Source organism: Bradyrhizobium sp. UNPF46, from assembly GCF_006658625.1.
GTDB classification, from domain to species: domain Bacteria; phylum Pseudomonadota; class Alphaproteobacteria; order Rhizobiales; family Xanthobacteraceae; genus Bradyrhizobium; species Bradyrhizobium nitroreducens.
Genome location: NZ_LFJB01000039.1, coordinates 47,720 through 71,133 on the forward strand (window position 1 = coordinate 47,720; position 23,414 = coordinate 71,133).

General features: G+C 65.1%; 24 protein-coding genes and 1 tRNA gene. 15 read left to right on the forward strand and 10 right to left on the reverse strand.

What is annotated here, in order from left to right:
• Positions 1-5: 5 nt before the first annotated feature.
• Complete coding sequence (locus UNPF46_RS16110; protein WP_097662269.1) at positions 6-824, forward strand: invasion associated locus B family protein; 819 nt, start codon at positions 6-8, stop codon at positions 822-824.
• A 77-nt stretch (positions 825-901) separates the two neighbouring features.
• Here the strand turns inward: UNPF46_RS16110 and hspQ are convergent, their stop codons facing one another.
• Complete coding sequence (gene hspQ / locus UNPF46_RS16115) at positions 902-1,234, reverse strand: heat shock protein HspQ (protein ID WP_018317973.1); 333 nt, start codon at positions 1,232-1,234, stop codon at positions 902-904.
• A gap of 106 nt (positions 1,235-1,340) precedes the next feature.
• Between hspQ and UNPF46_RS16120 the strand changes: the two genes are divergently transcribed.
• Positions 1,341-2,294 carry an AEC family transporter gene (locus tag UNPF46_RS16120; protein WP_100174782.1) on the forward strand — a complete coding sequence of 318 codons (954 nt, stop codon included), beginning with the start codon at positions 1,341-1,343 and terminating at the stop codon, positions 2,292-2,294.
• Positions 2,295-2,300: 6 nt separating this feature from the next.
• Here the strand turns inward: UNPF46_RS16120 and UNPF46_RS16125 are convergent, their stop codons facing one another.
• Positions 2,301-3,485: a UbiH/UbiF family hydroxylase gene (locus tag UNPF46_RS16125; protein ID WP_100174781.1), complete on the reverse strand. Its 1,185-nt coding sequence runs from the start codon at positions 3,483-3,485 to the stop codon at positions 2,301-2,303.
• Between the two features lie 185 nt (positions 3,486-3,670).
• Between UNPF46_RS16125 and pcsA the strand changes: the two genes are divergently transcribed.
• The 3 genes from pcsA (at position 3,671) to UNPF46_RS16140 (ending at position 6,221) form a co-directional block, all read left to right on the forward strand.
• Positions 3,671-4,438 carry a phosphatidylcholine synthase gene (gene pcsA, locus UNPF46_RS16130; protein WP_100174780.1) on the forward strand — a complete coding sequence of 256 codons (768 nt, stop codon included), beginning with the start codon at positions 3,671-3,673 and terminating at the stop codon, positions 4,436-4,438.
• A complete protein-coding gene (locus UNPF46_RS16135; RefSeq protein ID WP_142250663.1) occupies positions 4,435-5,169 on the forward strand; it encodes a TerC family protein in 735 nt (244 codons plus the stop codon). The genes pcsA and UNPF46_RS16135 overlap by 4 nt, the downstream gene beginning before the upstream one ends.
• A gap of 77 nt (positions 5,170-5,246) precedes the next feature.
• Complete coding sequence (locus tag UNPF46_RS16140; protein ID WP_100174778.1) at positions 5,247-6,221, forward strand: quinone oxidoreductase family protein; 975 nt, start codon at positions 5,247-5,249, stop codon at positions 6,219-6,221.
• A gap of 1 nt (position 6,222) precedes the next feature.
• On the opposite strand, the gene UNPF46_RS16145 is transcribed toward UNPF46_RS16140, so the two are convergent.
• The 4 genes from UNPF46_RS16145 to UNPF46_RS16160 all read right to left on the reverse strand — a co-directional run bounded on the left by UNPF46_RS16145 (position 6,223) and on the right by UNPF46_RS16160 (position 9,654).
• Positions 6,223-6,298, reverse strand: a tRNA-Arg gene (locus UNPF46_RS16145).
• 44 nt (positions 6,299-6,342) lie between these two features.
• Positions 6,343-7,464, reverse strand: a complete 1,122-nt coding sequence (locus UNPF46_RS16150) for an RNA ligase (protein WP_142250664.1) — start codon at positions 7,462-7,464, stop codon at positions 6,343-6,345.
• A gap of 90 nt (positions 7,465-7,554) precedes the next feature.
• A complete protein-coding gene (locus tag UNPF46_RS16155; RefSeq protein ID WP_142250665.1) occupies positions 7,555-8,745 on the reverse strand; it encodes an acetylornithine transaminase in 1,191 nt (396 codons plus the stop codon).
• A 267-nt stretch (positions 8,746-9,012) separates the two neighbouring features.
• The gene (locus UNPF46_RS16160; protein ID WP_100174775.1) at positions 9,013-9,654 is read right to left on the reverse strand and encodes a hypothetical protein; all 642 of its coding nucleotides are present in this window, start codon (positions 9,652-9,654) and stop codon (positions 9,013-9,015) included.
• A 261-nt stretch (positions 9,655-9,915) separates the two neighbouring features.
• Between UNPF46_RS16160 and UNPF46_RS16165 the strand changes: the two genes are divergently transcribed.
• The 3 genes from UNPF46_RS16165 to UNPF46_RS16175 all read left to right on the forward strand — a co-directional run bounded on the left by UNPF46_RS16165 (position 9,916) and on the right by UNPF46_RS16175 (position 11,837).
• Positions 9,916-10,863, forward strand: a complete 948-nt coding sequence (locus UNPF46_RS16165; RefSeq protein WP_142250666.1) for a hypothetical protein — start codon at positions 9,916-9,918, stop codon at positions 10,861-10,863.
• Between the two features lie 169 nt (positions 10,864-11,032).
• Positions 11,033-11,464: a MerR family transcriptional regulator gene (locus UNPF46_RS16170; protein ID WP_142250667.1), complete on the forward strand. Its 432-nt coding sequence runs from the start codon at positions 11,033-11,035 to the stop codon at positions 11,462-11,464.
• Positions 11,397-11,837 (forward strand): carboxymuconolactone decarboxylase family protein, encoded by a 441-nt coding sequence (locus UNPF46_RS16175; RefSeq protein WP_142250668.1) that lies wholly within the window; start codon positions 11,397-11,399, stop codon positions 11,835-11,837. Before UNPF46_RS16170 ends, UNPF46_RS16175 begins: the two co-directional genes overlap by 68 nt.
• Positions 11,838-11,953: 116 nt before the next feature.
• Here UNPF46_RS16175 and rimO read toward each other — a convergent pair whose 3' ends face one another.
• Entirely contained in the window at positions 11,954-13,279 is a 1,326-nt protein-coding gene (gene rimO, locus UNPF46_RS16180; protein WP_142250669.1) for a 30S ribosomal protein S12 methylthiotransferase RimO, read from the reverse strand.
• Positions 13,280-13,389: 110 nt separating this feature from the next.
• Between rimO and UNPF46_RS16185 the strand changes: the two genes are divergently transcribed.
• From UNPF46_RS16185 to UNPF46_RS16205, 5 genes are all read left to right on the forward strand, one after another.
• A complete protein-coding gene (locus tag UNPF46_RS16185; protein WP_100174770.1) occupies positions 13,390-13,980 on the forward strand; it encodes an ANTAR domain-containing response regulator in 591 nt (196 codons plus the stop codon).
• Positions 13,977-15,140, forward strand: coding sequence for a CmpA/NrtA family ABC transporter substrate-binding protein (locus UNPF46_RS16190; protein ID WP_142250670.1), 1,164 nt, complete (start codon positions 13,977-13,979; stop codon positions 15,138-15,140). Before UNPF46_RS16185 ends, UNPF46_RS16190 begins: the two co-directional genes overlap by 4 nt.
• A 335-nt stretch (positions 15,141-15,475) precedes the next feature.
• Complete coding sequence (locus UNPF46_RS16195) at positions 15,476-17,257, forward strand: NirA family protein (protein ID WP_181769961.1); 1,782 nt, start codon at positions 15,476-15,478, stop codon at positions 17,255-17,257.
• Complete coding sequence (locus UNPF46_RS16200; protein ID WP_142250672.1) at positions 17,254-18,861, forward strand: sulfite reductase subunit alpha; 1,608 nt, start codon at positions 17,254-17,256, stop codon at positions 18,859-18,861. Before UNPF46_RS16195 ends, UNPF46_RS16200 begins: the two co-directional genes overlap by 4 nt.
• Before the next feature lie 202 nt (positions 18,862-19,063).
• Positions 19,064-19,216: a hypothetical protein gene (locus UNPF46_RS16205; RefSeq protein WP_174718688.1), complete on the forward strand. Its 153-nt coding sequence runs from the start codon at positions 19,064-19,066 to the stop codon at positions 19,214-19,216.
• An 87-nt stretch (positions 19,217-19,303) separates the two neighbouring features.
• Here UNPF46_RS16205 and UNPF46_RS16210 read toward each other — a convergent pair whose 3' ends face one another.
• Genes UNPF46_RS16210 through pxpB form a run of 3 tightly spaced genes read right to left on the reverse strand, consistent with a single transcriptional unit; the run spans position 19,304 to position 21,870 of the window.
• Entirely contained in the window at positions 19,304-20,071 is a 768-nt protein-coding gene (locus UNPF46_RS16210; protein ID WP_100174765.1) for a LamB/YcsF family protein, read from the reverse strand.
• 33 nt (positions 20,072-20,104) lie between these two features.
• Positions 20,105-21,142, reverse strand: a complete 1,038-nt coding sequence (locus UNPF46_RS16215) for a 5-oxoprolinase subunit C family protein (protein ID WP_142250673.1) — start codon at positions 21,140-21,142, stop codon at positions 20,105-20,107.
• Complete coding sequence (pxpB, locus tag UNPF46_RS16220; RefSeq protein ID WP_100174763.1) at positions 21,139-21,870, reverse strand: 5-oxoprolinase subunit PxpB; 732 nt, start codon at positions 21,868-21,870, stop codon at positions 21,139-21,141. The genes UNPF46_RS16215 and pxpB overlap by 4 nt, the downstream gene beginning before the upstream one ends.
• A gap of 254 nt (positions 21,871-22,124) precedes the next feature.
• Between pxpB and UNPF46_RS16225 the strand changes: the two genes are divergently transcribed.
• Both UNPF46_RS16225 and UNPF46_RS16230 read left to right on the forward strand, forming a co-directional pair.
• Positions 22,125-22,823, forward strand: a complete 699-nt coding sequence (locus UNPF46_RS16225) for a ribonuclease activity regulator RraA (RefSeq protein WP_142250674.1) — start codon at positions 22,125-22,127, stop codon at positions 22,821-22,823.
• Between the two features lie 20 nt (positions 22,824-22,843).
• Positions 22,844-23,248: a (R)-mandelonitrile lyase gene (locus tag UNPF46_RS16230; RefSeq protein ID WP_142250675.1), complete on the forward strand. Its 405-nt coding sequence runs from the start codon at positions 22,844-22,846 to the stop codon at positions 23,246-23,248.
• Positions 23,249-23,414 lie beyond the last annotated feature (166 nt).

Genomic DNA, 23,414 nt, shown 5'->3' on the forward strand with positions numbered 1-23,414 from the left:
CCGCAATGAATTTCCGTTACTTGGCCGCGTCCGTCCGGCCGCGCGGGCGACTTCTCGCCTTGTTGACGGCGACGGCGTTGGCCGTCCCGTTTGCCGCCGAGGCCCAAACTCCGGCACCGGCCCCCGGCGCGCCCAAGGCGGCTCCGGCCCCGAAAGCGGCTCCCAAGGCCGCCCCCAAGGCTCCGGCGCCGGCCGCTCAGGCTCCTGCTCAGCAAGCTCCCGCCGCAGGCGCTCCGGCGCAGCAGGGCGCGGCCCAGCCGGCCGATCAGCAGATCCAGCTGATCTACGCCCCCTGGACCAAGTTCTGCCTCAAGGGCCAGGACGCCAACGCCAAGCAGGTCTGCTTCACCGGCAAGGACGGCCGCATCGAATCGGGCCAGCCGGTCATCGCCGCCGTCATCATCGAGCCGGAAGGCGAACCGAAGAAGATCCTGCGCGTGACGCTGCCGCTCGGCATGCAGCTCGTGCACGGCACCCGCATCATCGTGGACAGCAACGCGCCGCTCCAGCAGCCCTATGTGATCTGCTTCCAGAACGGCTGCATGTCGGACTACGAGGCGACGCCCGAGCTCATCAACAGCATGAAGAAGGGCCAGAATCTCGTTGTCCAGGCGATCAACGCCAACGGCGCGCCGCTGACCCTGCCGCTGCCGCTCGCCGGCGAATTCCAGAAGGCCTATGACGGTCCGCCGACCGATCCGAAGGTGTTCGAGGAAAACCAGAAGAAGCTCCAGGAGGAGCTCCAGAAGAAAGCCGACGAGCAGCGCAAGAAGCTCGAGCAGGGCGGTGGTGCCCCGGGCGCCGCTCCAGCAGGTCAGAAGTAATCGGAGCCAGGCTCCGGACATGAAAAAGGCGCTCGATTTGAGCGCCTTTTTTGCTGGCCGTTTGCCGGCGACGAATGTCAGTTCAGCGAGGGATTGCGCGGGCGATAGCCGCCATCCTTGTTCTTGATGAAGATCTCGGCCACCTGGGAATGCCGGATCGGCTCGCCGGACTCGTCGGGCAGCAGATTCTGCTCGGAAACATAGGCGACGTACTCGGACTCCGCGTTCTCCGCGAGCAGGTGGTAGAACGGCTGGTCCTTGTGGGGCCGTACCTCCTCGGGGATCGACAGCCACCACTCCTCGGTGTTGTTGAATTCCGGATCGATGTCGAAGATCACGCCCCGGAACGAGAAGATCCGGTGGCGCACGACCTGTCCGATCTGGAATTTGGCGGTCCGCGCTTTAATCATTCCCCGTCGATAGACCAGGATTGTGGCCGATGCTAGTGGCCTCATTTGGAATTGACGTTCACTTCAGGGGCAGATAGCCCCCAAATCTTCAGAAAACACTTCATCAATGGTCGATATCCTCAATCTGGCGCTACCTTATTTCGGCTTGATCTTCGTCGGGTTTGCTTGTGGCAAGGTCAAATCGCTGCCGGAATCAGGCCTCGCCTGGATGAACTTCTTCCTGCTCTATGTGTCGCTGCCGGCGCTGCTGTTCGCGATCATGTCCAAGACGCCGTTCTCGGAATTGAACAACCCGCCATTCCTGGTGGCGACCACGCTGTCCACCGTCGCCGCGTTCACCCTGGCGCTGGTGGTGGGCAAGGTCCTTGGCCGGCTGACATTGCGCGAGGCGACGCTCGCGGGCCTGTCCGGCGGCTACGGCAATATCGGCTATATGGGGCCAGGGCTGGCGCTTGCGGTGCTGGGATCGAAGGCGTCCGCGCCGACCGCGCTGATCTTCTGCTGCGACAGCATCTTCCTGTTCACCATCGTGCCGCTCTTGATCGAGCTGTCCGACCGCGACCATCCCTCGATCGTGCATGCCTTCGGCGTCGTGCTGAAGCAGATCGTGCTCAACCCGCTGATCATGTCGGCGTGTTTTGGCGCAGCCTTCGCTTCGCTGCATATCGAGATGCCCGTCGCGCTCGATCGCACCATCACCTTCCTGCAGAACGCGGCGGCCCCGACTGCGCTGTTCGTGCTCGGCGTGACCGTGGCGCTGCGGCCGTTCGACCGCGTGCCCTGGGAGGTCCCCGGCGTGATCGCGGTGAAGCTGCTGTTCCATCCGCTTGCGGCGTTCGGCCTCATGCTGGCGTTCGGGCCGTTCGCACAGCCCTGGGCCGCGACCGCCGTGCTGATGGCTTCGCTGCCGCCGGCGCTCAACGTGTTCGTGATCGCCCGGCAGAACGATGCCTGGATCGAGTCCGCCTCCGTCGCGGTGCTGCTCGGGACGTTTGCGTCGGTGGTCACGCTGACCAGCGTGATGTGGGCGATCCAGACGGGACGGCTGGCGTTTCCGTGAGCGGCTCTACCTTCGCCAGGTCGGCGTCAGGCCCTCGCGCATCGCAAGGCGCCGGAGCGGGCCGATGGCGCCGAGCAGGTGCATGCCGACGGCGCGGACCGGCTGCAGCGGCAGGAAGTCGTTGAGCAGGGAACGGTTGGCGATGTCGATCGCAAACGTCCGGCTCAGAATGTCCGGGCGCCGCGCGCGGTCGTAGCGCTTGAGCACCTCGGGCGCGCCGGGATCCTGGCCGGCGGCGAGGGCTTCGCCCGCAAGCCGCGCGATGTCGGCGGCATCGCGCAGGCCGAGATTGAGGCCCTGGGCGCCGATCGGGGGAACCACATGGGCGGCTTCGCCGACCAGCGCGATGCGGTCGCGGCCGAAGGATTTCGGACGTTCGATCGCCAGCGGGAACAGGTTGCGGCCGGGCTCCACACTCATGCGGCCAAGGATCGAATGCGACTGCTTCTCGATCGCTGCAGACAGCTCCGCGTCATCGAGGCTCCGCAGCCGCTCGGCCTCGGCAGGCGCCGAGACCCAGACGACGCTGGAGCGGTCGCCGGGCAGAGGCACGAACACGCAAGGCCCGTGCGGCGTGTGGAACTCGGTCGAGACGTTGCGATGCGGCCTGGTGTGGCCGACGTTGAAGGTCAGCGCCGTCTGCGTCAGCTCGCGCCGCGTCACCTCGATCCCGGCAGCTTCCCGGCACAGCGAATGCCGACCGTCGGCGCCGACCACGAGGCGGGCCGTGAGAAACTGTCCTGAGGCCGTGCGGATCGCGACGTCGTCGGCCTCGATCACGACGCTTTCGGCCTCGTCGTCGAGACGAACGAGATTGGGCAGCTCCGCCGCGCGCTCTTCCAGCGCCAGCATCAGCGAGCGATTGGCGATGTTGTAGCCGAAGGCGTCGAGCCCGATTTCGTGACAGGAGAAGCGAACCTCGGGGCTGCGGAACAGCCGGCCGGTGTCGTCGACGAGGCGCATGACCTCCAGCGCGGCCGCCTTGTCCCTGCAGCGGGACCAGACCTCGAGCGTCTCCAGGAGGTCGACGGAAGCACCCAGCAATGCAGTGGTGCGATTGTCGGCATAGGGAACGCGCCGCGCCACCAGTGCGGTCCGCGCGCCCGCCTGCGCCAGCGCGATCGCCGCGGCAAGTCCCGCCGGTCCGCCGCCGATCACGGCGGTGTCATAAAGTGTCGATGCGTCTGTCATGGAGGAACAAATGACACGCCCGGCGGCAAATTCAAGCGCAGTCTCTCCGGCGACGTTCCGGGGCGCGCCTCCTGGCGCGAACCCGGAATCCATCGGCCCTCAGAGACGGTCGAACAATGGATTCCGGGCTCGACGCTTCGCGTCGCCCCGGAATGACGGGGCGAGGGCAACGACCGCGCGCTGCAATGGCAGATGTGCAAACCGGCCCCGTTCTGGTAGCAGGAGCCATGGACAGCCAAGAGGATTCCCTGAAGCCCACGCCCGCGATCCGCGCCGCGGCGTTCTCGGTGCACATCTTCACCGCATTCGGTGCGGCGATCGCGCTATTGGCGATGCTGGAGGCCGTGCGCGAGCACTGGGCGGCGATGTTTCAGTGGCTGGGCGTCGCCCTGATCATCGACGCGATCGACGGTCCGATCGCGCGCCGGCTCGACGTCAAGAACGTGCAGCCGAACTGGTCGGGCGACGTGCTCGATCTCGTGGTCGACTTCGTCACCTATGTGTTCGTGCCGGCTTATGCGATCGTGGCTAGCGGCTTGCTGCTGCCGGTCGCGGCTCCCTTGCTCGGCATCGCCATCATCGTCACCAGTGCGTTATATTTCGCCGATCTGCGCATGAAGGCTGACGACAATCATTTCCGCGGCTTCCCGGCGCTGTGGAATGCGGCGGCGTTCTACCTGTTCCTGCTGCACTGGCCGCCGCTGTGGTCGACGCTGCTGGTGGCCGCGCTCGTCGTGCTGACCTTCGTGCCGTTCCACGTGCTGCATCCGGTTCGCGTGGTGCGGCTGCGCTGGCTGACGATGTCGCTGATCGCGGTCTGGGCGGTGCTCGGCCTCTATGTGCTGGAGATGGATTTTCGCGTCGGCACCGCCGTCACGATCGTGCTCTGCGCCATCGCGCTCTGGATCAGCTTCAGCGATGCCCTGATCCGTCTCGTCAGATCCTTCGCATGATGCACCTCGTCACCAGCCCCGAAGCCTGGGCGGCGCTGCTGACGTTGACGGCGCTCGAGATCGTGCTTGGCATCGACAACGTCATCTTCATATCGGTCATCGTCTCGCGCATCCCCGAGCAGCAGGCGCATCGCGCCCGCCAGATCGGACTGGCGCTGGCGCTGATATTCCGCCTCATCCTGCTCAGCCTGCTGGTCTGGCTGATCGGCCTGACTGCGCCGGTGGTCTCGGTTGCGGGGCAGGACTTCTCCTGGCGCGACCTGATCCTGATCGGTGGCGGCCTTTTCCTGATCGCGAAGGCGACGCACGAGATCCACGCCGAGGTCGAAGCCGACGACGGCGATAAGAATCAGAGGTCGGGCCGCAGCGCCTTCTTCTGGGTGATCGCCCAGATCATCGTCGTCGACATCGTTTTCTCGCTGGATTCGATCATCACCGCGATCGGCATGGCTGAGGATATCGAGATCATGATCGCAGCGGTCGTGATCGCTTGCCTCATCATGTACATCTCGTCGGGGCCGGTGGCGCGCTTTGTCGCGGAGCATCCGACCACGAAGATGCTGGCGCTGGCCTTCCTGGTGCTGATCGGCGTCGCGCTGGTCGCGGACGGATTCAAATTCCACATTCCGCGCGGCTACATCTATTTCGCAATTGCGTTCTCGGCAGCGGTGGAATTCTTCAACGTGCTGGCGCGGCGCAACCGCAGGAAAACCGGCAAGCCGTCCGCCTAGCCGTTCCCAGCACCCATCGAGTTGACAAGGCGGGCGTGATGTCTTTCGCTCAGTCTTGGAGAAGAGGAGGTCAGGTGATGACCAAAGCGGTCCGTGTGCACAAGGTCGGGGGCCCCGAGGCCCTGGTCTATGAGAGCGTCGACGTTCCGGCGCCCGGTCCCGGCGAGGTGCGCATTCGCCAGCATGCGGTCGGCCTGAACTTCATCGACGTCTATTATCGCACCGGGCTCTACAAGGCGCCGGGGCTGCCCTTCATTGCCGGCAACGAGGCGTCGGGCGAGGTGGTCGCGGTCGGGCCCGGCGTGACCAATTTCCATCCCGGCGACCGCGTCGCCTACTACCACAATCTCGGCGCGTACGCCGGCGAGCGCAACATCCCCTGGGAGAAGCTGGTCAAGCTGCCCGACCACATCACGCACGAGCAGGGCGCCGTGCTGATGCTGAAGGGGCTCACCGTCTGGTACCTCCTGCACAAGACTTTCAGGGTCGAACCGCATCACCGCGTGCTGATCCATGCCGCGGCCGGCGGCATCGGCCTGCTGGCCTGCCAATGGGCGAGGGCGCTCGGGGCGCACGTCATCGGCACGGTCGGCTCGCGCGAGAAGGCCGAGCTTGCGGAAGCCAATGGCTGCGACCACGTCATCCTGTACAATGAAGAGGATTTTGTCGCGCGCGTAAAACAGATCAGCCGCAACGAAGGCTGCGACGTCGTCTATGACGGCGTCGGCAAATCGACCTTCCCGGGCTCGCTGTCCTGCCTGAAGCCGCGCGGCATGTTCGTCTCGTTCGGCAACGCCTCGGGTCCCGTGCCGCCGTTCTCGATCGCCGAGCTCAACAACCACGGCTCGCTGTTCGCGACGAGGCCGAAGCTCAACGACTATATCGGCACGCGCAAGGAGCTGCTGGAAGGCGCCGACACGCTGTTCGCCGCCGTCATCAACGGCAAGCTGCACGTGCCGATCAACCACGCTTATGCGCTGAAGGACGCCGCGAAAGCCCATATCGATCTGGAAAGCCGCAAGACCACGGGCGCGTCGATCCTGAAGCCGTAAATGGTGGTTCCGCGAGGACTCGAACCTCGAGCCTCCGCGTCCGCAACGCGGTGCTCTATCCCTTGAGCTACGGAACCATAGGTCCCCAATGCGCGTGAGGCGCATTGGGGACTTTTTCGCATCAGCCGTCCATCGCATCGGCCAGCGTTTCGTTGGCGAGCACGCGCAAGCTGAAATCGTTCTTCAGCCGTGTGCGCCCGTACCAGTCGAGCAGGGTAACTTCCTTGCCGAGGTAGCGCTGCATGGCGAGGCCAAACAGCGGATGCGCCCGGGTCGCGATCGCAAAATCCTTGCGGTCAAGATCTCGGCCCTTCTGGTAGAGCGCTTCGACCTCATCCATCATGCCGCCAAGCATTGTCTTGAGCCGCGTCTCGACTTCGTTGACGGCGGCAAGGTCGATGCCGGCCTCGGCCAGCGCACCCTTGACGTCGTCGAGCTCCTCCTTGATGGCGAGCCAGGCGATGTCCCGCTCGCGCAGGAAGGTGATGCTCCGGTGCAGCCGTTGGTACCAGGGGCACTTGGCCTTGAGCATGTCACCATTGGCGAACTGCACGACGAAGCCCTCCCGGCCGTTCATCTCGGCCAGCGACTCAAGCGCGCCGGCCAGCGACAAGCCGTCAAACCGCTCGACCAATGGGACCCTGTGCCGCACGATCAGGTCATGAATGGCATGGCCTGGATCCAGCATCACATAGGCACCCGTGACGTTGTCCCGCACGTGGAGCAGGCGCAGCGCCGCGGCCTCCGGGGCGACGACGATACGCGCCTCCGGATGCGTCAGCTCGAAGATCGCGGTCAGCCCGCTGCTGGCGACCTCCTCGGCGAAGGTCTGGATGCCGGCGTTCTGGCTTGAATCAACGGCTGTGAGCTTCACGACCGAGGAGTCGAACGACTTCCTCGACCGCCACGCGAGCTTGCCGTCGATCCGGGCGGTCGCGATCATGCTGCCGTCGATCTTGTCGAAGATTGCGACGATGTCGTCGCGCGCAAGCACCCGGTCCGGAAACAGCGATTCTTTCTCGCCGAGATTGAAGAACTTGTGCAGCGGCCGCGAGACGATCTGCCCCTTGCCGTCGAACGCGATGCCCCGGCACTCCAGCGCCTCGATCGAGTCGAAGGTCTTGGAATCCGAGAACAGATAGCAGCCGAGCGTGATGCCGTTGGGCTGGGTGAGAAACCGGATCTCCTTCTTGCCGGCCACCGCCGGCTGGATGTCGGAGATATGATGGACGATCTTGAACATGACGTACTCCGCAAACTGCAATGAAAGCCATGCGCTTGCGGAGTTCGCCCGAGATGGCCGGGTGCGTCCGGCCGTCTCCATCGTCTCCGCTTACGCGACGCGTCTTGCCGCGCCGGCCTTGGTCAAAATTCCGTCGAGACAATCGATCATCTCGGCGATCTCTGCCTTCGCGACATTCAGCGCCGGCATGAAGCGCAGGGTGTCGACCTGCGGGGCATTGAGCAGCACGCCGGCTTCGAATGCCTGCGCGACGATGCCGGGCGCGATCGGCAGCTTGAGGTCGAGCGCGAGCAACAGGCCGCGCCCCCGCACACCGCCGAGCCCGTGCCGGGCCGAGACCTTCTGCAGCTCGCTTTCGAGCAGGAGGCCGGTCTCGGCGGCCTGTTTCAGGAAGTCCGGCTTGGAGACCTCCTCGAGCACCGCGAGGCCCGCCGCGCACATGATCGGGTTGCCGTTGAACGTGCCGCCCTGGTCGCCGTGCTCGAAGCAGGAGGCGCGTTCGGTCGCGAGCAGGGCTGCGAGCGGCACGCCGCCGCCGATGCCCTTGCCGAGCGTCATGATGTCGGGCGCAATCCCGGTATGCTCATAATGGAAGAGCTTTCCGGTCCGGCCCATGCCGGTCTGGATCTCGTCGAAGATGAGCAAGAGGCCGTGCGCCTCGGTCAGCGCGCGCAGCTCTTGCAGGAACGCATCGGTCGCGGGCCACACGCCGGACTCACCCTGGATCGGTTCGAGCATCACGGCGACGGTGTTGTCGTTGATCAGCGCTTCGACCGAGGCGATGTCGTTCAGCTTCGCCTTCTTGAAGCCGGCGACCTTCGGCTCGAACAGCGGCTCGAACGCCTTCTTGCCCGAGGCCGACATCGTCGCGAGCGTGCGGCCGTGGAACCCGCCTTCGAAGCTGATGATCTCGAACGCGCCGTTCCTGTGCAGGCTGCCATATTTGCGCGCGAGCTTGATCGCGCCCTCATTGGCTTCGGCACCCGAGTTGGCAAAGAACACCTGGTCGAATGCACTGTTTGCGACCAGCGCCTCGGCAAGCTTCAGGCTCGGCTCGTTGTAGAAGGCCGGGCTCGGCGTCAGCAGCCGCTTGGCCTGCGCGCCAAGCGCGTCGGCGACCACCGCCGGGGAGTGGCCAAGGCAGTTGACGGCCCAGCCCTGCACGAAGTCGAGATAGCGCTTGCGGCTGTCGTCCCAGAGGTAGGAGCCCGCGCCGCGGACGAACACGGCCTTCGGCCGTGCGGTGATGTCCATCAGCGCGTCGTACGGATGCGTCGTCATGTCGAACTCCTCTGGAGGCGGGTGGAAATGGGGTGCAAAAAGCAGAAAGGCCGCACCTTGCGGGTGCGGCCTTCTCGAAAACCTCGGCTGAATTCAGTGGTTCAGCGGCGTCCTCGGACATGGCGCACCCTCTCGTCGTCGCGGGAGCGACGGCGGAGCATTTCGGTGCGCTGGTTGGTCCGGTTGATCATGGGGCGCGTCCGTACAGCCGAATGGCAGGGTTTGTCAAGCGGGTGTTTTGCAAGACACAGCCCTCGCGTGCACCGCTCAGGTCAGGTGCGGCGCTTCCTCGGCGTCGTCGTGGCCCCAATCGGCAGCCGCAATCGAGGTGTCGATCAGCTCGCCGCGCAGCAGCTTGAGCGGCGAATTCCAGTAAAGCGCGATGTTGTGAAAGGGGTCGGTCAGGACCTTGAACATCCAGACGAGGCCGGTCGTGGCATCGCGTGTCACGAACAGCTGGAGCATGCGCGCAAGACCACCGCCGATGCCGATCGCGAGCCAGAGCGCGCCGACGTGACGGATGAAATCGAGACGCGAGACCGGCGGATCGAACAGCCCGAACAGGGAAGGGAACGCATACAGCGCAACCGGCGCGCTGCCCCACACCAGCAGCAGGACGATCTTGCGGCTCTGGTTGTAGCCGACTTTCACCGCTTCCTTGTAATCGTTGCTGACGTCGTTGACGGAATCATAGCCGTTCGGCTCGAAGAAGAAATGCCCGGTCTGCCGCGTCAGCATCGCAAGCCAGCCGACGAGGCCCGCGAGCGCTGCGTCCTTGAACAGCAGTGCGTAGCAGCCGAGGAAGATGACGGCGCTGATCAGGTGCAGCGTCTGGTTGACAGTGCTCTGGTGATAGAAGCGGTAATCGTCGAAGCGCTGCGTGCGCAGCATGTTCGAGAGGCGGCTCATCCTCGTTTCCTCGCTCGCGTTGAAAACGTCGGGAGAGTTAGGACGAGTCCGTGACCTCCGCGTGAATGCACTATAGTGTCACACGGCGTGGGCGCAGATTGCCCGCACCCGATACCGACCTTTTCCGGCCCATTTCATCGCTCGCCCCGCAGAACCATCGCGCCGCTGGCGCGTTTGTGATCGAGGCGCGCGAATTGGTTCGAACCGGACGCAACCCGGCTCAGACCAAGAGGGGCGGGACCAACCAGATAGTTTTCGACCTTGTCCGACACGTCTTATCCCATCGACCTCGACAGCGTGCGCGGCGCATTTCCGCCGGGCCTCGAAGCGCCTCCGCTGCTGGTCGATTTTGCCGCCTGGCTCAACGGGCGCCCCTGGGGCAGCGTTGGCTGCTTCTCCCTGCAGGGCCAGTTTTCCGATTCCGCCCCGATCGTCGACGGCAGTCCGTTGCGCGACAGGTTCTCGCTGTTCATGCGTCTGCCGGACGGCTCGGCTGTCGGCGGCTGGTACGGCGCGGGTCTTGACCGCGACAATCCACCGATCGTCGGTCTGGGCTCCGAGGGCGATTACGAGCTGCTGGCACCGAGCCTCGACGTCTTGCTGGCCAAGCTGACGTCGCAAACCTTCGACGACGCCTGGAGCGATCTGAAGCCCCATGACGAGGTCGAGCCTCAAACGGTCGAGCTTGCGCAATGGCTTGCCGGACAGCCGGCCGGCGACGGCACGGCGTGCGATGACGGCGCGCCTGATATGCCCGACTTCCGCGGCTTCATGGAAAAGTGGAGCAGGGATCGGGAGGATTATTGGGCCAATCATCGCCTGATGGCTGAACTCGGCTGGCGCCTGGCTGCCCATCTGCCCAAGGGCAAGAAGCCTTGGGACCAGACGCGCTTCGAGGTCGCGATCGTCGGCAAGCAGTATCAGGCGAGCGTGTTGACACGCGGCCCGCAGCCGTTCGAGGAGGCCGTCTCGATCGAATCCCTGCTGCGCGATCTGCGCGAGGAGATGCGCAGGGCGCAGCCCGAGCTTGGGCTGTGGTACGCGATGAAGTTCGGTCTTTATGCCGACGGCCGCGTCATGCCGAGCTTCGAATACGATGTGCGTCCCACCATCGACGGCGCGCCGGCGCTGCTATCCGAGGCAAAAGCTGATCTTGTGCGGGCACCGCGCCCGGAGCGTTGGGTGCCGAAATGGCTGGTGGAAGCCTGAAGCTCGGATTCCCGCGATGCTGCCGCCGAGCCGGCGCGCCGAAATCTTCTGCTGTCACGCCATCTTGACGCCGCGGGAACGGCACCTTCGAGCCTCCTTGCGATACCCCTTGACTTAGAGTGCGCTCGAAGGGGTATCTGTACGTGCGTCAGTACGAGAACGGGCACCCATGAAGATCGGCGACCTCGCAAAACGAACCGGCTTGTCGACGCACACGTTGCGCTATTACGAGCGCATCGGGCTGCTGCCATACGCAGACCGGGATCGTTCCGGCCAGCGCGACTTCGACGCATCGATCCTCACATGGATCGAATTCCTCGGTCGGCTCAAGACCACGGGAATGCCGATCCGGGACATGTTGCGTTATGCGGCGCTTCGTGATGAAGGCGAAGCCACCGGACCTGCCCGGCGGCAGATGCTGGAAATCCACCGGGAACAGGTTCGCACGCAGATTGCCGAACTCCAGGAATGCCTGCTCGTCCTTGATACCAAGATCGCCGGCTATGCCGGCGGCGAACAGAGGACGAAGGAAAATGACGCACGCCCAAACACAGGCCGAAAGCCGCTTCGATCGCGGCCAGCGGGCTCTGTCACGCATTGACGGGAGTGCCGGCGAGAAAGTCATCGCTTCGCTCGCCGACATCGCCCCGGACTTCGCACGATACGTGATCGAGTTTCCCTTCGGCGACATCTACTGTCGCCCGGGCCTCGGCCTGCGCGATCGAGAGATCGCGACGGTCGCCGCGCTGACGGCGCTCGGAAATGCCGCGCCTCAGCTCAAAGTGCATATCGAGGCGGCTCTGAACGTCGGGCTGTCTCGCGACGAGATCGTGGAGATCATGATGCAGATGGCCGTCTATGCGGGCTTCCCGGCGGCGCTGAACGGACTGTTCGCAGCCAAGGAGGTGTTCGCCGCACATGACGGACGGCAGGCGTCGGGAGAGGCGCCGCTCTCCGAGAGTTCGGAGCACTGAGGCTTCCACAGCGTCATGGCCGGGCCTGTCCCGGCCATCCACGTCTTGCCACGCCGTACGACGAACGTGGATGCCCGGGACAAGCCCGGGCATGACGACGACCTCTTGTCGACGCCTCAGAACCCCGCGACGCTGCCGTGCAGATCGTATTGATCCGCGCGCTCGATCTTGGCGGTGACGATCTCGCCGACGCGCAACGGCCGGCGGCTGGTCAGATATACCGCGCCGTCGATCTCCGGCGCATCGGCCTTGGAGCGGCCCTTGGCCACGGTCGGCCCGACCTCGTCGATGATGATCTGCTGGCGCGTGCCGACCTTGCGTTTCAGCCGGCGCGCGGAGATCTTCTGTTGGCGGGCCATCAGCGCGTTGTAGCGCTCCTGCTTGACCTCTTCTGGCACCGGGTTCTCGATCGCGTTCGCGGTCGCGCCAGCAACCGGCTCGTATTTGAAGCAGCCGAGACGATCGATCTCGGCCTCATCCAGCCAATTGAGCAGGTATTCGAAATCGGCGTCGGTCTCGCCGGGGAAGCCGACGATGAAGGTCGAGCGCAGGGCGAGATCAGGACATTCCTCGCGCCAGCGCTTGATGCGTGCCAGCGTCTTGTCCTGGGCCGCCGGCCGCTTCATCGCCTTCAGCACCTCGGGGCTCGCATGCTGGAACGGGATGTCGAGATAGGGCAGCACCTTGCCCTCGTTCATCAGCGCGATGACTTCGTCGACATGCGGGTAGGGGTAGACATATTGCAGCCGGACCCAGGCCCCGAGCTCGCCGAGCTCGCGCGCGAGGTCCAGGAACTTGGCGCGGACCTGGCGGTCCTTCCACGGGCTCTCGGCATATTTGAGATCGACGCCATAGGCCGAGGTGTCTTGCGAGATCACCAGCAGCTCCTTGACGCCGGCGCCGACCAGGCGCTCGGCCTCGCGCAGCACGTCGTTGGCCGGGCGCGAGACGAGGTCGCCGCGCAGCTTCGGGATGATGCAGAAGGTGCAGCGGTTGTTGCAGCCCTCGGAGATCTTCAAATAGGCGTAGTGGCGCGGCGTCAGCTTGATGCCCTGCGGCGGCACCAGGTCCACGTGTGGGTTGTGGGCGGGCGGCAGCGCGCGATGCACGGCGTCGAGCACGCTCTCATATTGCTGCGGGCCGGTGATGGAGAGCACGCCGGGATAGGCCTGCTCGATCGCTTCCGGCTCGGCGCCCATGCAGCCGGTCACGATCACCTTGCCGTTCTCGGCCATGGCCTCGCCGATCGCCGAGAGCGATTCCTGCTTGGCGCTGTCGAGGAAGCCGCAGGTGTTGACGATGACGATGTCGGCCCCGTCATGCTTGCGGGCGAGCTCATAGCCCTCCGCGCGCAGGCGCGTGATGATGCGCTCTGAATCCACCAATGCCTTGGGACACCCGAGCGACACGAAGCTGACCTTGGGCGCAGCCGTCTGATCCATATCCGATCTGCCTGATTGACCGGCCTGAGCTAGTCCCAATTGCCCATAATTACAACCCTTTGCAGGGCGTTCCGGCGTGCTATGGATGAATCACCTGCCGTGAGTGAGCCATGAGCGCCGAACAGTCGCCCAAAATCGTGATTGTCGACGAGAGCCCGATCCGGGCCGCGATCCTCCAGGAGGGGTTGCGGGAGGCCGGATTCACGCAGGTCGTCCATATCAGCGAGATGCAGAGCCTGCTCGCCCGTATTTATGCGGTCGACCCCGACATCATCCTGATTGATCTGGAGAACCCCAGCCGCGACGTGCTGGAGGCGATGTTCCAGGTCAGCCGCGCCGTGAAGCGGCCGATCGCGATGTTCGTCGACCAGAGCGATTCAGCCTCGATCCAGGCCTCGGTCGAGGCGGGGGTGTCCGCCTATATCGTTGACGGACTGAGGAAGGAGCGCATCAAGCCGATCCTCGACCTCTGCGTGTCCCGCTTCAACGCTTTCGCCAGGCTTCAGGAGGAGCTCGATCGCACCAAGTCGCAGCTCGAGGACCGCAAGATCATCGAGCGCGCCAAGGGCATCCTGATGAAGGTGAAGGCCCTCACCGAGGACGAGGCCTATGTGCTGCTTCGCTCCACCGCGATGCGCGAGAAGAAGAAAATCGGCGAGATCGCCCAGTCGATCATCACCGCGTCGGAGATGCTGAAATGACGACCCCCCTCCGCATCGGGTTCATTCCGCTGGTCGATGCCGCAGCCCTGATCGTTGCCGTCGACAAGGGATTTGCCGCCGCCGAAGGCCTCGAGGTCGAGCTGGTGCGCGAGGTGTCGTGGTCCAACGTCCGCGACAAGCTCAATATCGGCCTGTTCGACGCGGCCCATCTGCTCGCGCCCGTGGCGATCGCGTCCTCGCTCGGGCTCGGCCATGTCAAGGTGCCGATCGCCGCGCCCTTCAATCTCGGCATCAACGGCAATGCCATCACGGTGTCGCCGGCGCTCCATGCGGCGCTGATGGAGGAGATCGACGGCGATCGCTTCGATCCCATGGTCACGGCGAAAGCGCTGGCGAAGCTGGTGGCCAAGCGGCGCAAGGCCGGGGCAGAGCCGCTGACCTTCGGCATGACCTTCCCGTTCTCGACCCACAATTATCAGCTGCGGTTCTGGATGGCAGCGGCTGGCGTCGATCCTGACGAGGATGTACGCCTCGTCGTGTTGCCGCCGCCTTACATGGTCGACAGTCTCGCCAATGGCCATGTCGATGCATTCTGCGTCGGCGCGCCCTGGAATTCGGTCGCGGTCGATCTCGGCATCGGCCACATCCTGCATTTCGTCTCCGACATCCTGGTGCGCGCCGCCGAAAAGGTGTTGGCGGTCCGTCAGGTCTGGGCCGACAAGAACCCCGACGTGGTCGCAAGCCTCGTGCGTGCGGCGGTGAGGGGGGCCGAGTTCATCGAGCAGCCCGCGAACCTCACTGAGGCGGCGCAGATCCTGGCGCGGCCCGAGCGGATCGGCGTCGATGCTGAAGTCATCCAGCGCACCCTGACCGGGCGCTTGAAGATTTCCCCTGACGGCACCTTCCGCGAAAGCGGCCGCTACCTTCTGGTGGGACGGGAGGAGGCAGGGCGCCCCGATCCGGTCCAGGCCGCCTGGCTCTATGCGCAGATGGTGCGGTGGGGGCAGACCGCGCTCACGTCCGAAGGCGTCAAGACGGCGATGTCCGTGTTCAGGCCGGACCTTTACGACGCGGCGCTGGGCCGCCGGCGGCCCGAGCAGGATCCCGCGGCGTTCGGGGCATTCGCCGGCCCGGTGTTCGATCCCGACAACATCCGAGGGCATCTTGAGGCCTTCGAGGTGGGGCGCTGGAAGGCCTGATTCGGCCCTGCATTATTTTTGAGCAAATTCTGTCATTGGCTAAATTTTGAGCCGCGTGCTCGAATTTCGTGAGCCATGGGCGGCCCGGGATTATCCGGACAGGTCCCTAATCATTTGAAATCACTGCAATTCCGCTTTGGTGAAAGCTGGCACGCAACTTGTATGTTGCACTGCGGCCAGCCTGTCACAGATGCCTGCTGAGCCAAGTCCCGCAGCAACGAAGCTGATCGGACCGTTGGGTGCAAAGCCGGCTCTTGAGCCAGCCCAAAGCCTCGCGGGTCGCGCAATTTTCCGTCGATACCACCCAGGTGGCCGCAGGAGCTTCGTTACTTCCCATGAAACTCGAAACAGTCTCAGTCGACTTTACCGACGAGCAGAAGCGCTATCTCGAAGGTTTTACGACCGGTCTTCAGATCAGCCGGGTCGGGCGCGGCCTTGGCGGCGGCGCCGGCAAGGCGAATGCCGAGCCCACCGGTCCCGATGCCGTGCACATCAAGGCGCAGGACAAGGTGATCGCGTCGGGCAAGAAGCTTGCTGACCAGGAGAAGTTCAAGCGCGACGAGCATCCCTTCGATGCTTATCCGCGGTTGCGCCAGCAGGCGCTCGACAACAGCCCGCCGAGCCCGGCGGATAATTTCCGCTGGCGCTATTACGGCATCTTCTACGTCGCGCCGACGCAGGACTCCTACATGTGCCGCCTGCGCATTCCGAACGGCATCATGAAGCACTGGCAGCTGTCCGGTCTTGCCGATCTCGCCGACGAGCTCTGCGGCCCCTATAGCCACGTCACCACGCGCGCCAATCTGCAGCTCCGCGAGATCCCGCCGAAACACGCCGTGAAGCTGCTCGAGGGCATCCAGGAACTCGGCCTCTGCTCGCGCGGCTCCGGCGCCGACAACATCCGCAACGTGACGGGAACGCCGACGGCGGGCATCGATCCGCAGGAAATCCTCGACACGCGGCCCTATGCGCGTGAGTGGCACTACCACATCCTCAACGATCGCTCGCTCTACGGCCTGCCGCGCAAGTTCAACGTCGCCTTCGACGGCGCCGGCAGGATCGCTGTGCTCGAGGAGACCAACGACATCGCTTTCACCGCCTATGAAGTGAAGGACGGTTTTGGCGTGGAGCCGGGCGTCTGGTTCCGGCTCGGCCTCGGCGGCATCACCGGCCACAAGGACTTTGCCAAATACTCGGGCATCATCGTCAAGCCGGAGCAGGCGACCGCTGTCGCCGACGCCATCGTGCGCGTGTTCATCGACCATGGCGACCGCACCAACCGCAACAAGGCGCGGCTGAAATACGTGCTCGACGCCATGGGCCATGACGGCTTCCTCAAGCTGGTCGAGGAGCTGCTGAAGACGCCGTTCACGCGCGTGCCGGAAGAAGCCTTCGCGCCGCGGCCTGCGGCGGATCGCATGGCCCATGTCGGCGTGCACAAGCAGAAGCAGGACGGTCTCAACTGGATCGGCGTGTCGCTGACGCTCGGCAAGCTCAGCTGCGACCAGATGCGGGGCCTTGCCAAGGTCTCGCGCGACCTCGGCGACGGCGAGATCCGCCTGACGGTCTGGCAGAACCTCTTGATCTCAGGCGTGCGCGACGAGAATGTCGAGCTTGCCGTTGCCGCGATCAAGCAGATCGGGCTCGCGGTCGAGGCTTCTCACATCCGCGCCGGACTGATCGCCTGCACCGGCAATGCCGGCTGCCGTTTCGCCGCTGCCAATACCAAGCGCAATGCCGCCGAGATCGGCGACTGGTGCGAGCCGCGCGTCGCCATGGACAAGCCGGTCAACATCCACGTCACCGGCTGCCATCATTCCTGCGCGCAGCATTACATCAGCGACATCGGCCTGATCGGTGCGCGCGTGCCGATCAACGATGAGGATACGGTCGAGGGCTATCACCTCTTCACCGGCGGCGGGTTCGGCCCCGATGCGGATGTCGGGCAGGAGGTCTATCACGACCTCAAGGCCGAGGACGCACCGAAGACGGTCGAGGGACTGCTCAAGGCCTATATGGCCCACCGCGCCACGCCTGACGAAACCTTCCTCTCCTTTGCGCGCCGCCATGACGGCGAGACGCTGCGCAAGCTTGCCGATGCACAGGTGTCCGCATGAACCAGATCACCCCTCCGCCGAAACTCGATATCATTCCTCCCAGCGCCCCGTTCTCCGACGCGCAGCGGTCCTGGCTGAACGGCTTCTTTGCCGGGCTGCTGTCGCCTGATGTGGCTACGCCCCTGTCGGCGGAGCAGGGCGCCGCCATCATGCAGGCCGGTGACGGCGACGACGGTGAAGCGCCGTGGCATGACCAGACCATGCCGATCGCCGACCGGATGAAGCTCGCCGAGGGCCGCCCCGTGCGCCGCAAGATGATGGCGGCCATGGCGCAGCAGGATTGCGGCCAGTGCGGCTACAATTGCCACGACTATTCCGAGGCGATCGCGAGCCGCAGCGAGGCGCGGCTCAATCTCTGCGTCCCCGGCGGCAAGGAAACCGCGCGGATGCTGAAATCGTTGTACGAGGAGCTCGACAAGGCGCCCGCAGCGAAAGCCCCCGAGAAGGCGGACGCGGTGACCGCGCCCGCCGTGACCGTGACCATCGCCGAGCCCGGCCGGTCGCGCGACAATCCGACCGAGGCGACCTTCCTGTCGCGCCGTCTGCTCAACAAGGGCAAGTCGGAGAAGGAGACCTACCACGTCGAGTTCGATCTGTCCGAGAGCAAGCTCGACTACGTCGTCGGCGACAGTTTTGGCGTGTTCGCGCGCAACGATGTCGGCCTCGTCGATCAGATCATCGCGCTGCTCGGCGCCTCCCACACCACCAAGGTCAACGGCAAGACGTTGCGCGAGGTGCTGATCGACGACGTCTCGCTGTCGCCGGCACCGGACTCGCTGTTCGAGCTGATCTCCTTCATCACCGGCGGGGCGGCGCGCGAGAAGGCAAGGGCGCTGGCGCAGGGCGAGGATCCCGATGGCGATGCGGCGACGCTCGACGTGATGGCCGCGCTGCAGAAGTTCTCCGGCACGCGGCCGCATCCGGAGGCCTTCGTCGAGGCGCTGGAGCCGCTGCAGCCGCGGCTCTACTCGATCTCCTCCTCGCACAATGCGACGCCCGGAAAGCTCTCGCTGACGGTCGATTCCGTGCGCTACGTCATCGGCAAGCGCAAGCGCATCGGTGTCGCCTCGACCTTTCTCGGCGAGCGCATCAATGAGGGCGAGAAGCTCAAGGTCTATGTGCAGAAGGCACATAATTTCGGCCTGCCGCAGGATCCGAAGACGCCGATCATCATGGTCGGCCCCGGCACGGGCATCGCCCCGTTCCGTGCCTTCCTGCTCGACCGCAAGGCGACCGGCGCGCCCGGCAAGAACTGGCTGTTCTTCGGCCATCAGCGCAGCGATTGCGACTTCTTCTACCAGGAAGAGCTCAACGCGATGAAGACCTCGGGTCAATTGACGCGGTTGTCGCTGGCCTGGTCGCGCGACGGCGAGAAGAAGTTCTACGTGCAGGACCGCATGCGCGAGGTCGGCCGCGAGTTGTGGACGTGGCTCGCCGAAGGCGCGCATTTCTACATCTGCGGCGATGCCAAGCGCATGGCCAAGGACGTCGAGCGCGCGCTGGTCGACATCGTCGCCCAGTTCGGCGCGCGTTCGACCGACGAGGCCGTCAGTTTCGTCGCCGAGCTCAAGAAGACCGGGCGATTCCAGGCTGACGTGTACTGACCGTCGTCGCTCAACGTTCGCCGAGCCGGTTCCAACTGGCTCGGATTTGAACGAATAAGATTCTCGGAACCCGCGTCTGGAGAGAATTTACCTCTGTGATGCGGCCTTCTCGGAGGAGGCGCATCGCTATTTTCGCCACCGTCTTGCTTCCCGCCCTGGTTGATCCCTCATAATCCCGCAAATGGGGCGTTGGAGATCGACCATGCGCGAACTATCGGCGGAAGCTAGGTTGCACTTCTACGCGCGCTCACTGTCACGCCGGACCGTGGCGAACGCCCATCACCTTGGGCTCTACAGCGCCTTCGCCGTCATCGCCGCGATCGTGTTCGGCACGCTGTCGGTGCACCCGTTCTAGGTTGTCGTTCCGGGGCGGCGAAGCCGAACCCGGAACCTCGAGATTCCGGGTCTGATGCTTCGCATCATCCCGGAATGACGACAAACATCACCCGCGCTTGAACGGCGCCACTTCTATGCCGGCTTCCTTCAACGCCTGACGCAAGGTCCGCGCGATCTCGACGGCGCCGTGCGTGTCGCCGTGGATGCACACCGTATCCGTGCGCATCTTGATGACCTTGCCGGTCACCGACACCACCGCGCCGTCCTGCACCATGCGCACCACTCGGTCGGCGATCGCCTTGGCGTCGTGCAGCACCGCGCCGGGCTTCTTGCGCGAGACGAGGTTGCCGTCGTCCTCATAGGCGCGATCGGCGAACACCTCGTGCACAACAGGCAGATTGGCGTCCTCGCCTGCTTTCACCAGCTTTGAATTGGCGAGCACGACGAAGATCAAGCTGGGGTCGACCGCCTTGATGCCGGCGGCGATCGCCTTCGCCGTCATGTCGTCCTCGCAGGCGACGTTGGAGAGCGCGCCGTGCGCCTTCACATGCGTGACCTTGTGGCCCGCCGCGGTCGCGATCGCCTGCAACGCGCCGATCTGGTAGGCGACGAGGTTTTCGATCTCGGAAGCCTTCAGGCCCGCGATCGGATGCCGGCCGAAGCCGTGCAGGTCGCGGTAGCCGGGATGGGCGCCGACCGAGACGCCGCGCGCCTTCGCCAGCTCGACCGTCCGGCGCATGATGTCGGGGTCGCCGGCATGGAAGCCGCAGGCGACGTTGACCGAGCTTGCCAGCTCGATCATCGCGGCGTCGTTGCCCATCTCCCACGCGCCAAAACCTTCGCCGAGGTCGCAATTGAGATCGATCGTCTTCATGGGTGCTCTCCGCCTCTGGTCTTGTCGTTACGTTTAGGGCTCCGCGGTGACCTGCCAGGTTCCGGCATCGACGGCGCTCACCGCATAGCCGGCGACGTTGGCGTCGCTGAGCGCCTCGATGTTCAGCGCGACGCCGTCGGCCGCGCGCAGGCGATCGGGCAGGTTCTTGATCATTTGCGCGAATTTGCGCGCCTCGTCCTGCGCCTCGGCCATGCTGACGGCCTTGAAGCGGAACGCCGTTCCCGCCGAGGTCTGGGCGAGGCGGCCGATGTCGGCGGTGATCACGGTGGCGATCTTTGGATAGCCGCCCGAGGTGCCGCGGTCCATCATCAGCGCGATCGGTGCGCCGTTGCCGGGCACCTGGATGCTGCCGTTGACGGTGCCGTCGGAGACGATGTTGTGGCCGTGAAGATGCTTGATCGCGGGACCTTCGAGCCGGTAGCCCATGCGGTCCGAGGTCGCCGAGATCTTCCACTCGCTATCCAGGAACAGCGCCTTGTTGGCGTCGTCGAACTCGTCGTCCTGCGGCCCCAGCACGACGCGGATCGGACCGCTCGGGGGCTTCGGCAACTCGATCCGCAGCTCCGGCGCGCCGCTGGCGGCATCGACCGTGAAGTCGTCGCCGGCCTGAAGCGGGCGCGGGTAGGGGCTGCCGAGACCGGCGCGGGCATTCACCGCGAGGCTGCCGAACACCGTCTCGCCCTTGATGGCGCCTTCGATGGCGAGATACGTGAACGCACCGCCGCGGGCAAAACCCAGCGTCAGTGTCTCGCCGTCCTTCAGCGTCACCGACGAGTCCATGGCGAGCGGGTTTCCTGCGACGTCCGCATTGCGAGGCGCGCCTGAAATCGCCACGCGCACGGAGCCATCGCGCGCGGTGAAGGACGCGCCAAACGGGCCGATCTCCACGGCCGCTGCGAACGGCTCGTTGCCGACGAGCGTATTCGCCGCGGCCAGCGATAGCCGGTCCATCGCGCCGCTGACCGTCAGGCCATAGCGCTGCGCGCCGTGACGGCCGCCGTCCTGAACGGAGCTTGCCGGCCCGATGCTGGCGACGACCAGCCGGCTCATGCGTTCACCTGCTCGGCGACGATCTCGCCGGCCTCGGCGGCGCGGTCCAGTTCCTCAAAGCTCTTGTGGTCGATGGCGAAGAACGTCACGCGATCACCGGGTTCAGTCAGGAAGGTCGGGTTGCGGTGGAGCTGATAGGTTCGCACCGGCGTGCGGCCGAGCAGATGCCAGCCGCTGGGGGCGGCGAGGCACTGGATCCCGGCCTGGACGCCGCCGATCGAGATCGTGCCGGCCGGCGTCAGCAGCCGCGGCGATTGCCGGCGCGACATGTGCAGGGATTTGTCGAGGCCGCTGAGATAGGACCAGCCCGGCGTGAAGCCGATCATGGCGACCTTGTAGTCGCCGCCCGCATGCCGGGCCACGATGTCGTCGGGCGTGGTGCTCAGCGCTTTGGCGACATCCTCGAGATCGATGCCATGCTCGCCGCCATAGGCGACGGGGATGCGCCAGCGGCGTGCCTTGGTCACCGGCGGCGGCGGCTGGATCGCGATCGGAAGCAGCTTGTCGCCGAGCGCATCGAAACCGATCTTGCAGGGGTCGTAATGCACCAGCAGCGAGCGATAGGTCGGCACCGTCTCGGTGATGCCGTCGATGGGGCTTGCGGCGAGCGCCTTGTCGAGCGCCAGCACGCGCTGGTTGGCGTCGTCGTCGATGGTGCGGCTGAACTCGACCGTGACGGCGCTGTCGCCACTGGGCAGAAGGCGGGGCGGGGGAAGCGTCGCGGCCATGAGCTGTCGAAGAGCTGTCGAAATCGGGCTTCGGGAGAGCGCGGGCTCGAGCTCGAGTTCCGCCTCACCCCTGCTTCGCGTAAATGCGCCCGCAAGTCCAATAAATTAATCCAGGGGGATACGATAAAGCCTTGTTATCGCGGCGCATAACGGCCCGGCTCTGCATTTCTGCAGGTCTATTGGCCCTTGACGCAAAGCTCGCGGCTCGCAAGATGCGCGCGTTCTTTCCTGCACCTCGGAGCTCGTTCTCGTCCATGTCGCTGTCCCCCGAAGCCCGCAAGACCCTCGCCGGCATCACCACTGCCACCATCACCACGGTCCTGCTCAAGAAGGGCCTGCGCAATGTGTGGATGCGGGGCGCGCGGCCGCTGCGCCCGGGCCTGCCGCGCCTGGTGGGACCGGCGTTCACGCTGCGCTTCGTGCCGGCGCGCGAGGATCTGGCGACACCGGAATCCTGGTCCTCGCCGATCTCGACCCGCACCGCGATCGAGGCGATGCCCGAGGGCTGCATTGCCGTGGTCGACGCCATGGGCATTACCGATGCCGGCATCTTCGGCGACATCCTCTGCGCTCGCATGGTCAAGCGCGGCGTCACCGCGCTCGTCACCGACGGCGTCGTGCGTGACGTCGAGGGTGTGCTCGGCACCAATCTTCCGGTGTGGTGCGACGGCTATGCCGCGCCGCCGTCGGTTGCGGGCCTGACCTTCGTCGGCTGGGGCGAGCCGATCGGCTGTGGCGGCATTGCCGTTTTCCCGAACGACATCGTCGTCGCCGACCAGGACGGCTGCGTGCTGATCCCGCAGGCGATGCTCGATCACGTGCTCAACGAGGGCGTCGAGCAGGAGCGGATGGAAGCCTGGATCGTGGGCGAGGTGAACAACGGCGCCGCGCTGCCCGGCCTCTATCCCATGAACGCCGAAACCAAGGCGCGCTACGCCGCCAGCAAGAAGTAACAGGAAACGAGGTAACCCCCATGGACATCACGCTCGCAGGCACGCGGCCAACCCGCCGCGCGCCGAAGGAACACTTCACCGGCACCGTGTTGCAGGATCCCATCAACATGGCGCCCGCGCCGGCGCGGTTGAACGTCTCGCGCGTCGCATTCGAGCCCGGCGCCCGCACCAACTGGCACCATCATCCGCTCGGGCAGACGCTCTACGTGATTTCCGGCGTCGGCCGCGTCCAGACCAAGGGCGGGCCGGTGCAGGAAATCCGTCCCGGCGACACCGTCTGGATTCCGCCGGGCGAAGTGCACTGGCACGGCGCCTCGCCGACCAACAGCATGTGCCACATCGCCATGCAGGAAGCGCTCGACGGCGTCTATTCGACCTGGCTTGAGCCGGTGAGCGACGCTGAATACGGCGCGCCGCTGGGCTAGCCTCCCGTGTCCCGGACAAGATGCATCGCCTATGGCGATGCGTCGCTGATCCGGGACCCAGACCTTCCAGCGATCAAAATGCTGGGTCCCTGTGTCTGAAAAGCCTGTCATAATGATGGTGGGCGGGAAGCCGTTGGGTCCTTGGCGCTTGACGCCGTGAGCCGGC

Coding starts and splice junctions, on each gene's coding strand:
- UNPF46_RS16110 (WP_097662269.1), top strand. CDS start 6: ATGAATTTCCGTTACTTGGCCGCGTCCGTCCGGCCGCGCGGGCGACTT.
- hspQ (WP_018317973.1), bottom strand. CDS start 1,234: ATGATTAAAGCGCGGACCGCCAAATTCCAGATCGGACAGGTCGTGCGC.
- UNPF46_RS16120 (WP_100174782.1), top strand. CDS start 1,341: ATGGTCGATATCCTCAATCTGGCGCTACCTTATTTCGGCTTGATCTTC.
- UNPF46_RS16125 (WP_100174781.1), bottom strand. CDS start 3,485: ATGACAGACGCATCGACACTTTATGACACCGCCGTGATCGGCGGCGGA.
- pcsA (WP_100174780.1), top strand. CDS start 3,671: ATGGCAGATGTGCAAACCGGCCCCGTTCTGGTAGCAGGAGCCATGGAC.
- UNPF46_RS16135 (WP_142250663.1), top strand. CDS start 4,435: ATGATGCACCTCGTCACCAGCCCCGAAGCCTGGGCGGCGCTGCTGACG.
- UNPF46_RS16140 (WP_100174778.1), top strand. CDS start 5,247: ATGACCAAAGCGGTCCGTGTGCACAAGGTCGGGGGCCCCGAGGCCCTG.
- UNPF46_RS16150 (WP_142250664.1), bottom strand. CDS start 7,464: ATGTTCAAGATCGTCCATCATATCTCCGACATCCAGCCGGCGGTGGCC.
- UNPF46_RS16155 (WP_142250665.1), bottom strand. CDS start 8,745: ATGACGACGCATCCGTACGACGCGCTGATGGACATCACCGCACGGCCG.
- UNPF46_RS16160 (WP_100174775.1), bottom strand. CDS start 9,654: ATGAGCCGCCTCTCGAACATGCTGCGCACGCAGCGCTTCGACGATTAC.
- UNPF46_RS16170 (WP_142250667.1), top strand. CDS start 11,033: ATGAAGATCGGCGACCTCGCAAAACGAACCGGCTTGTCGACGCACACG.
- UNPF46_RS16175 (WP_142250668.1), top strand. CDS start 11,397: ATGACGCACGCCCAAACACAGGCCGAAAGCCGCTTCGATCGCGGCCAG.
- rimO (WP_142250669.1), bottom strand. CDS start 13,279: ATGGATCAGACGGCTGCGCCCAAGGTCAGCTTCGTGTCGCTCGGGTGT.
- UNPF46_RS16185 (WP_100174770.1), top strand. CDS start 13,390: ATGAGCGCCGAACAGTCGCCCAAAATCGTGATTGTCGACGAGAGCCCG.
- UNPF46_RS16190 (WP_142250670.1), top strand. CDS start 13,977: ATGACGACCCCCCTCCGCATCGGGTTCATTCCGCTGGTCGATGCCGCA.
- UNPF46_RS16195 (WP_181769961.1), top strand. CDS start 15,476: ATGAAACTCGAAACAGTCTCAGTCGACTTTACCGACGAGCAGAAGCGC.
- UNPF46_RS16200 (WP_142250672.1), top strand. CDS start 17,254: ATGAACCAGATCACCCCTCCGCCGAAACTCGATATCATTCCTCCCAGC.
- UNPF46_RS16205 (WP_174718688.1), top strand. CDS start 19,064: ATGCGCGAACTATCGGCGGAAGCTAGGTTGCACTTCTACGCGCGCTCA.
- UNPF46_RS16210 (WP_100174765.1), bottom strand. CDS start 20,071: ATGAAGACGATCGATCTCAATTGCGACCTCGGCGAAGGTTTTGGCGCG.
- UNPF46_RS16215 (WP_142250673.1), bottom strand. CDS start 21,142: ATGAGCCGGCTGGTCGTCGCCAGCATCGGGCCGGCAAGCTCCGTTCAG.
- pxpB (WP_100174763.1), bottom strand. CDS start 21,870: ATGGCCGCGACGCTTCCCCCGCCCCGCCTTCTGCCCAGTGGCGACAGC.
- UNPF46_RS16225 (WP_142250674.1), top strand. CDS start 22,125: ATGTCGCTGTCCCCCGAAGCCCGCAAGACCCTCGCCGGCATCACCACT.
- UNPF46_RS16230 (WP_142250675.1), top strand. CDS start 22,844: ATGGACATCACGCTCGCAGGCACGCGGCCAACCCGCCGCGCGCCGAAG.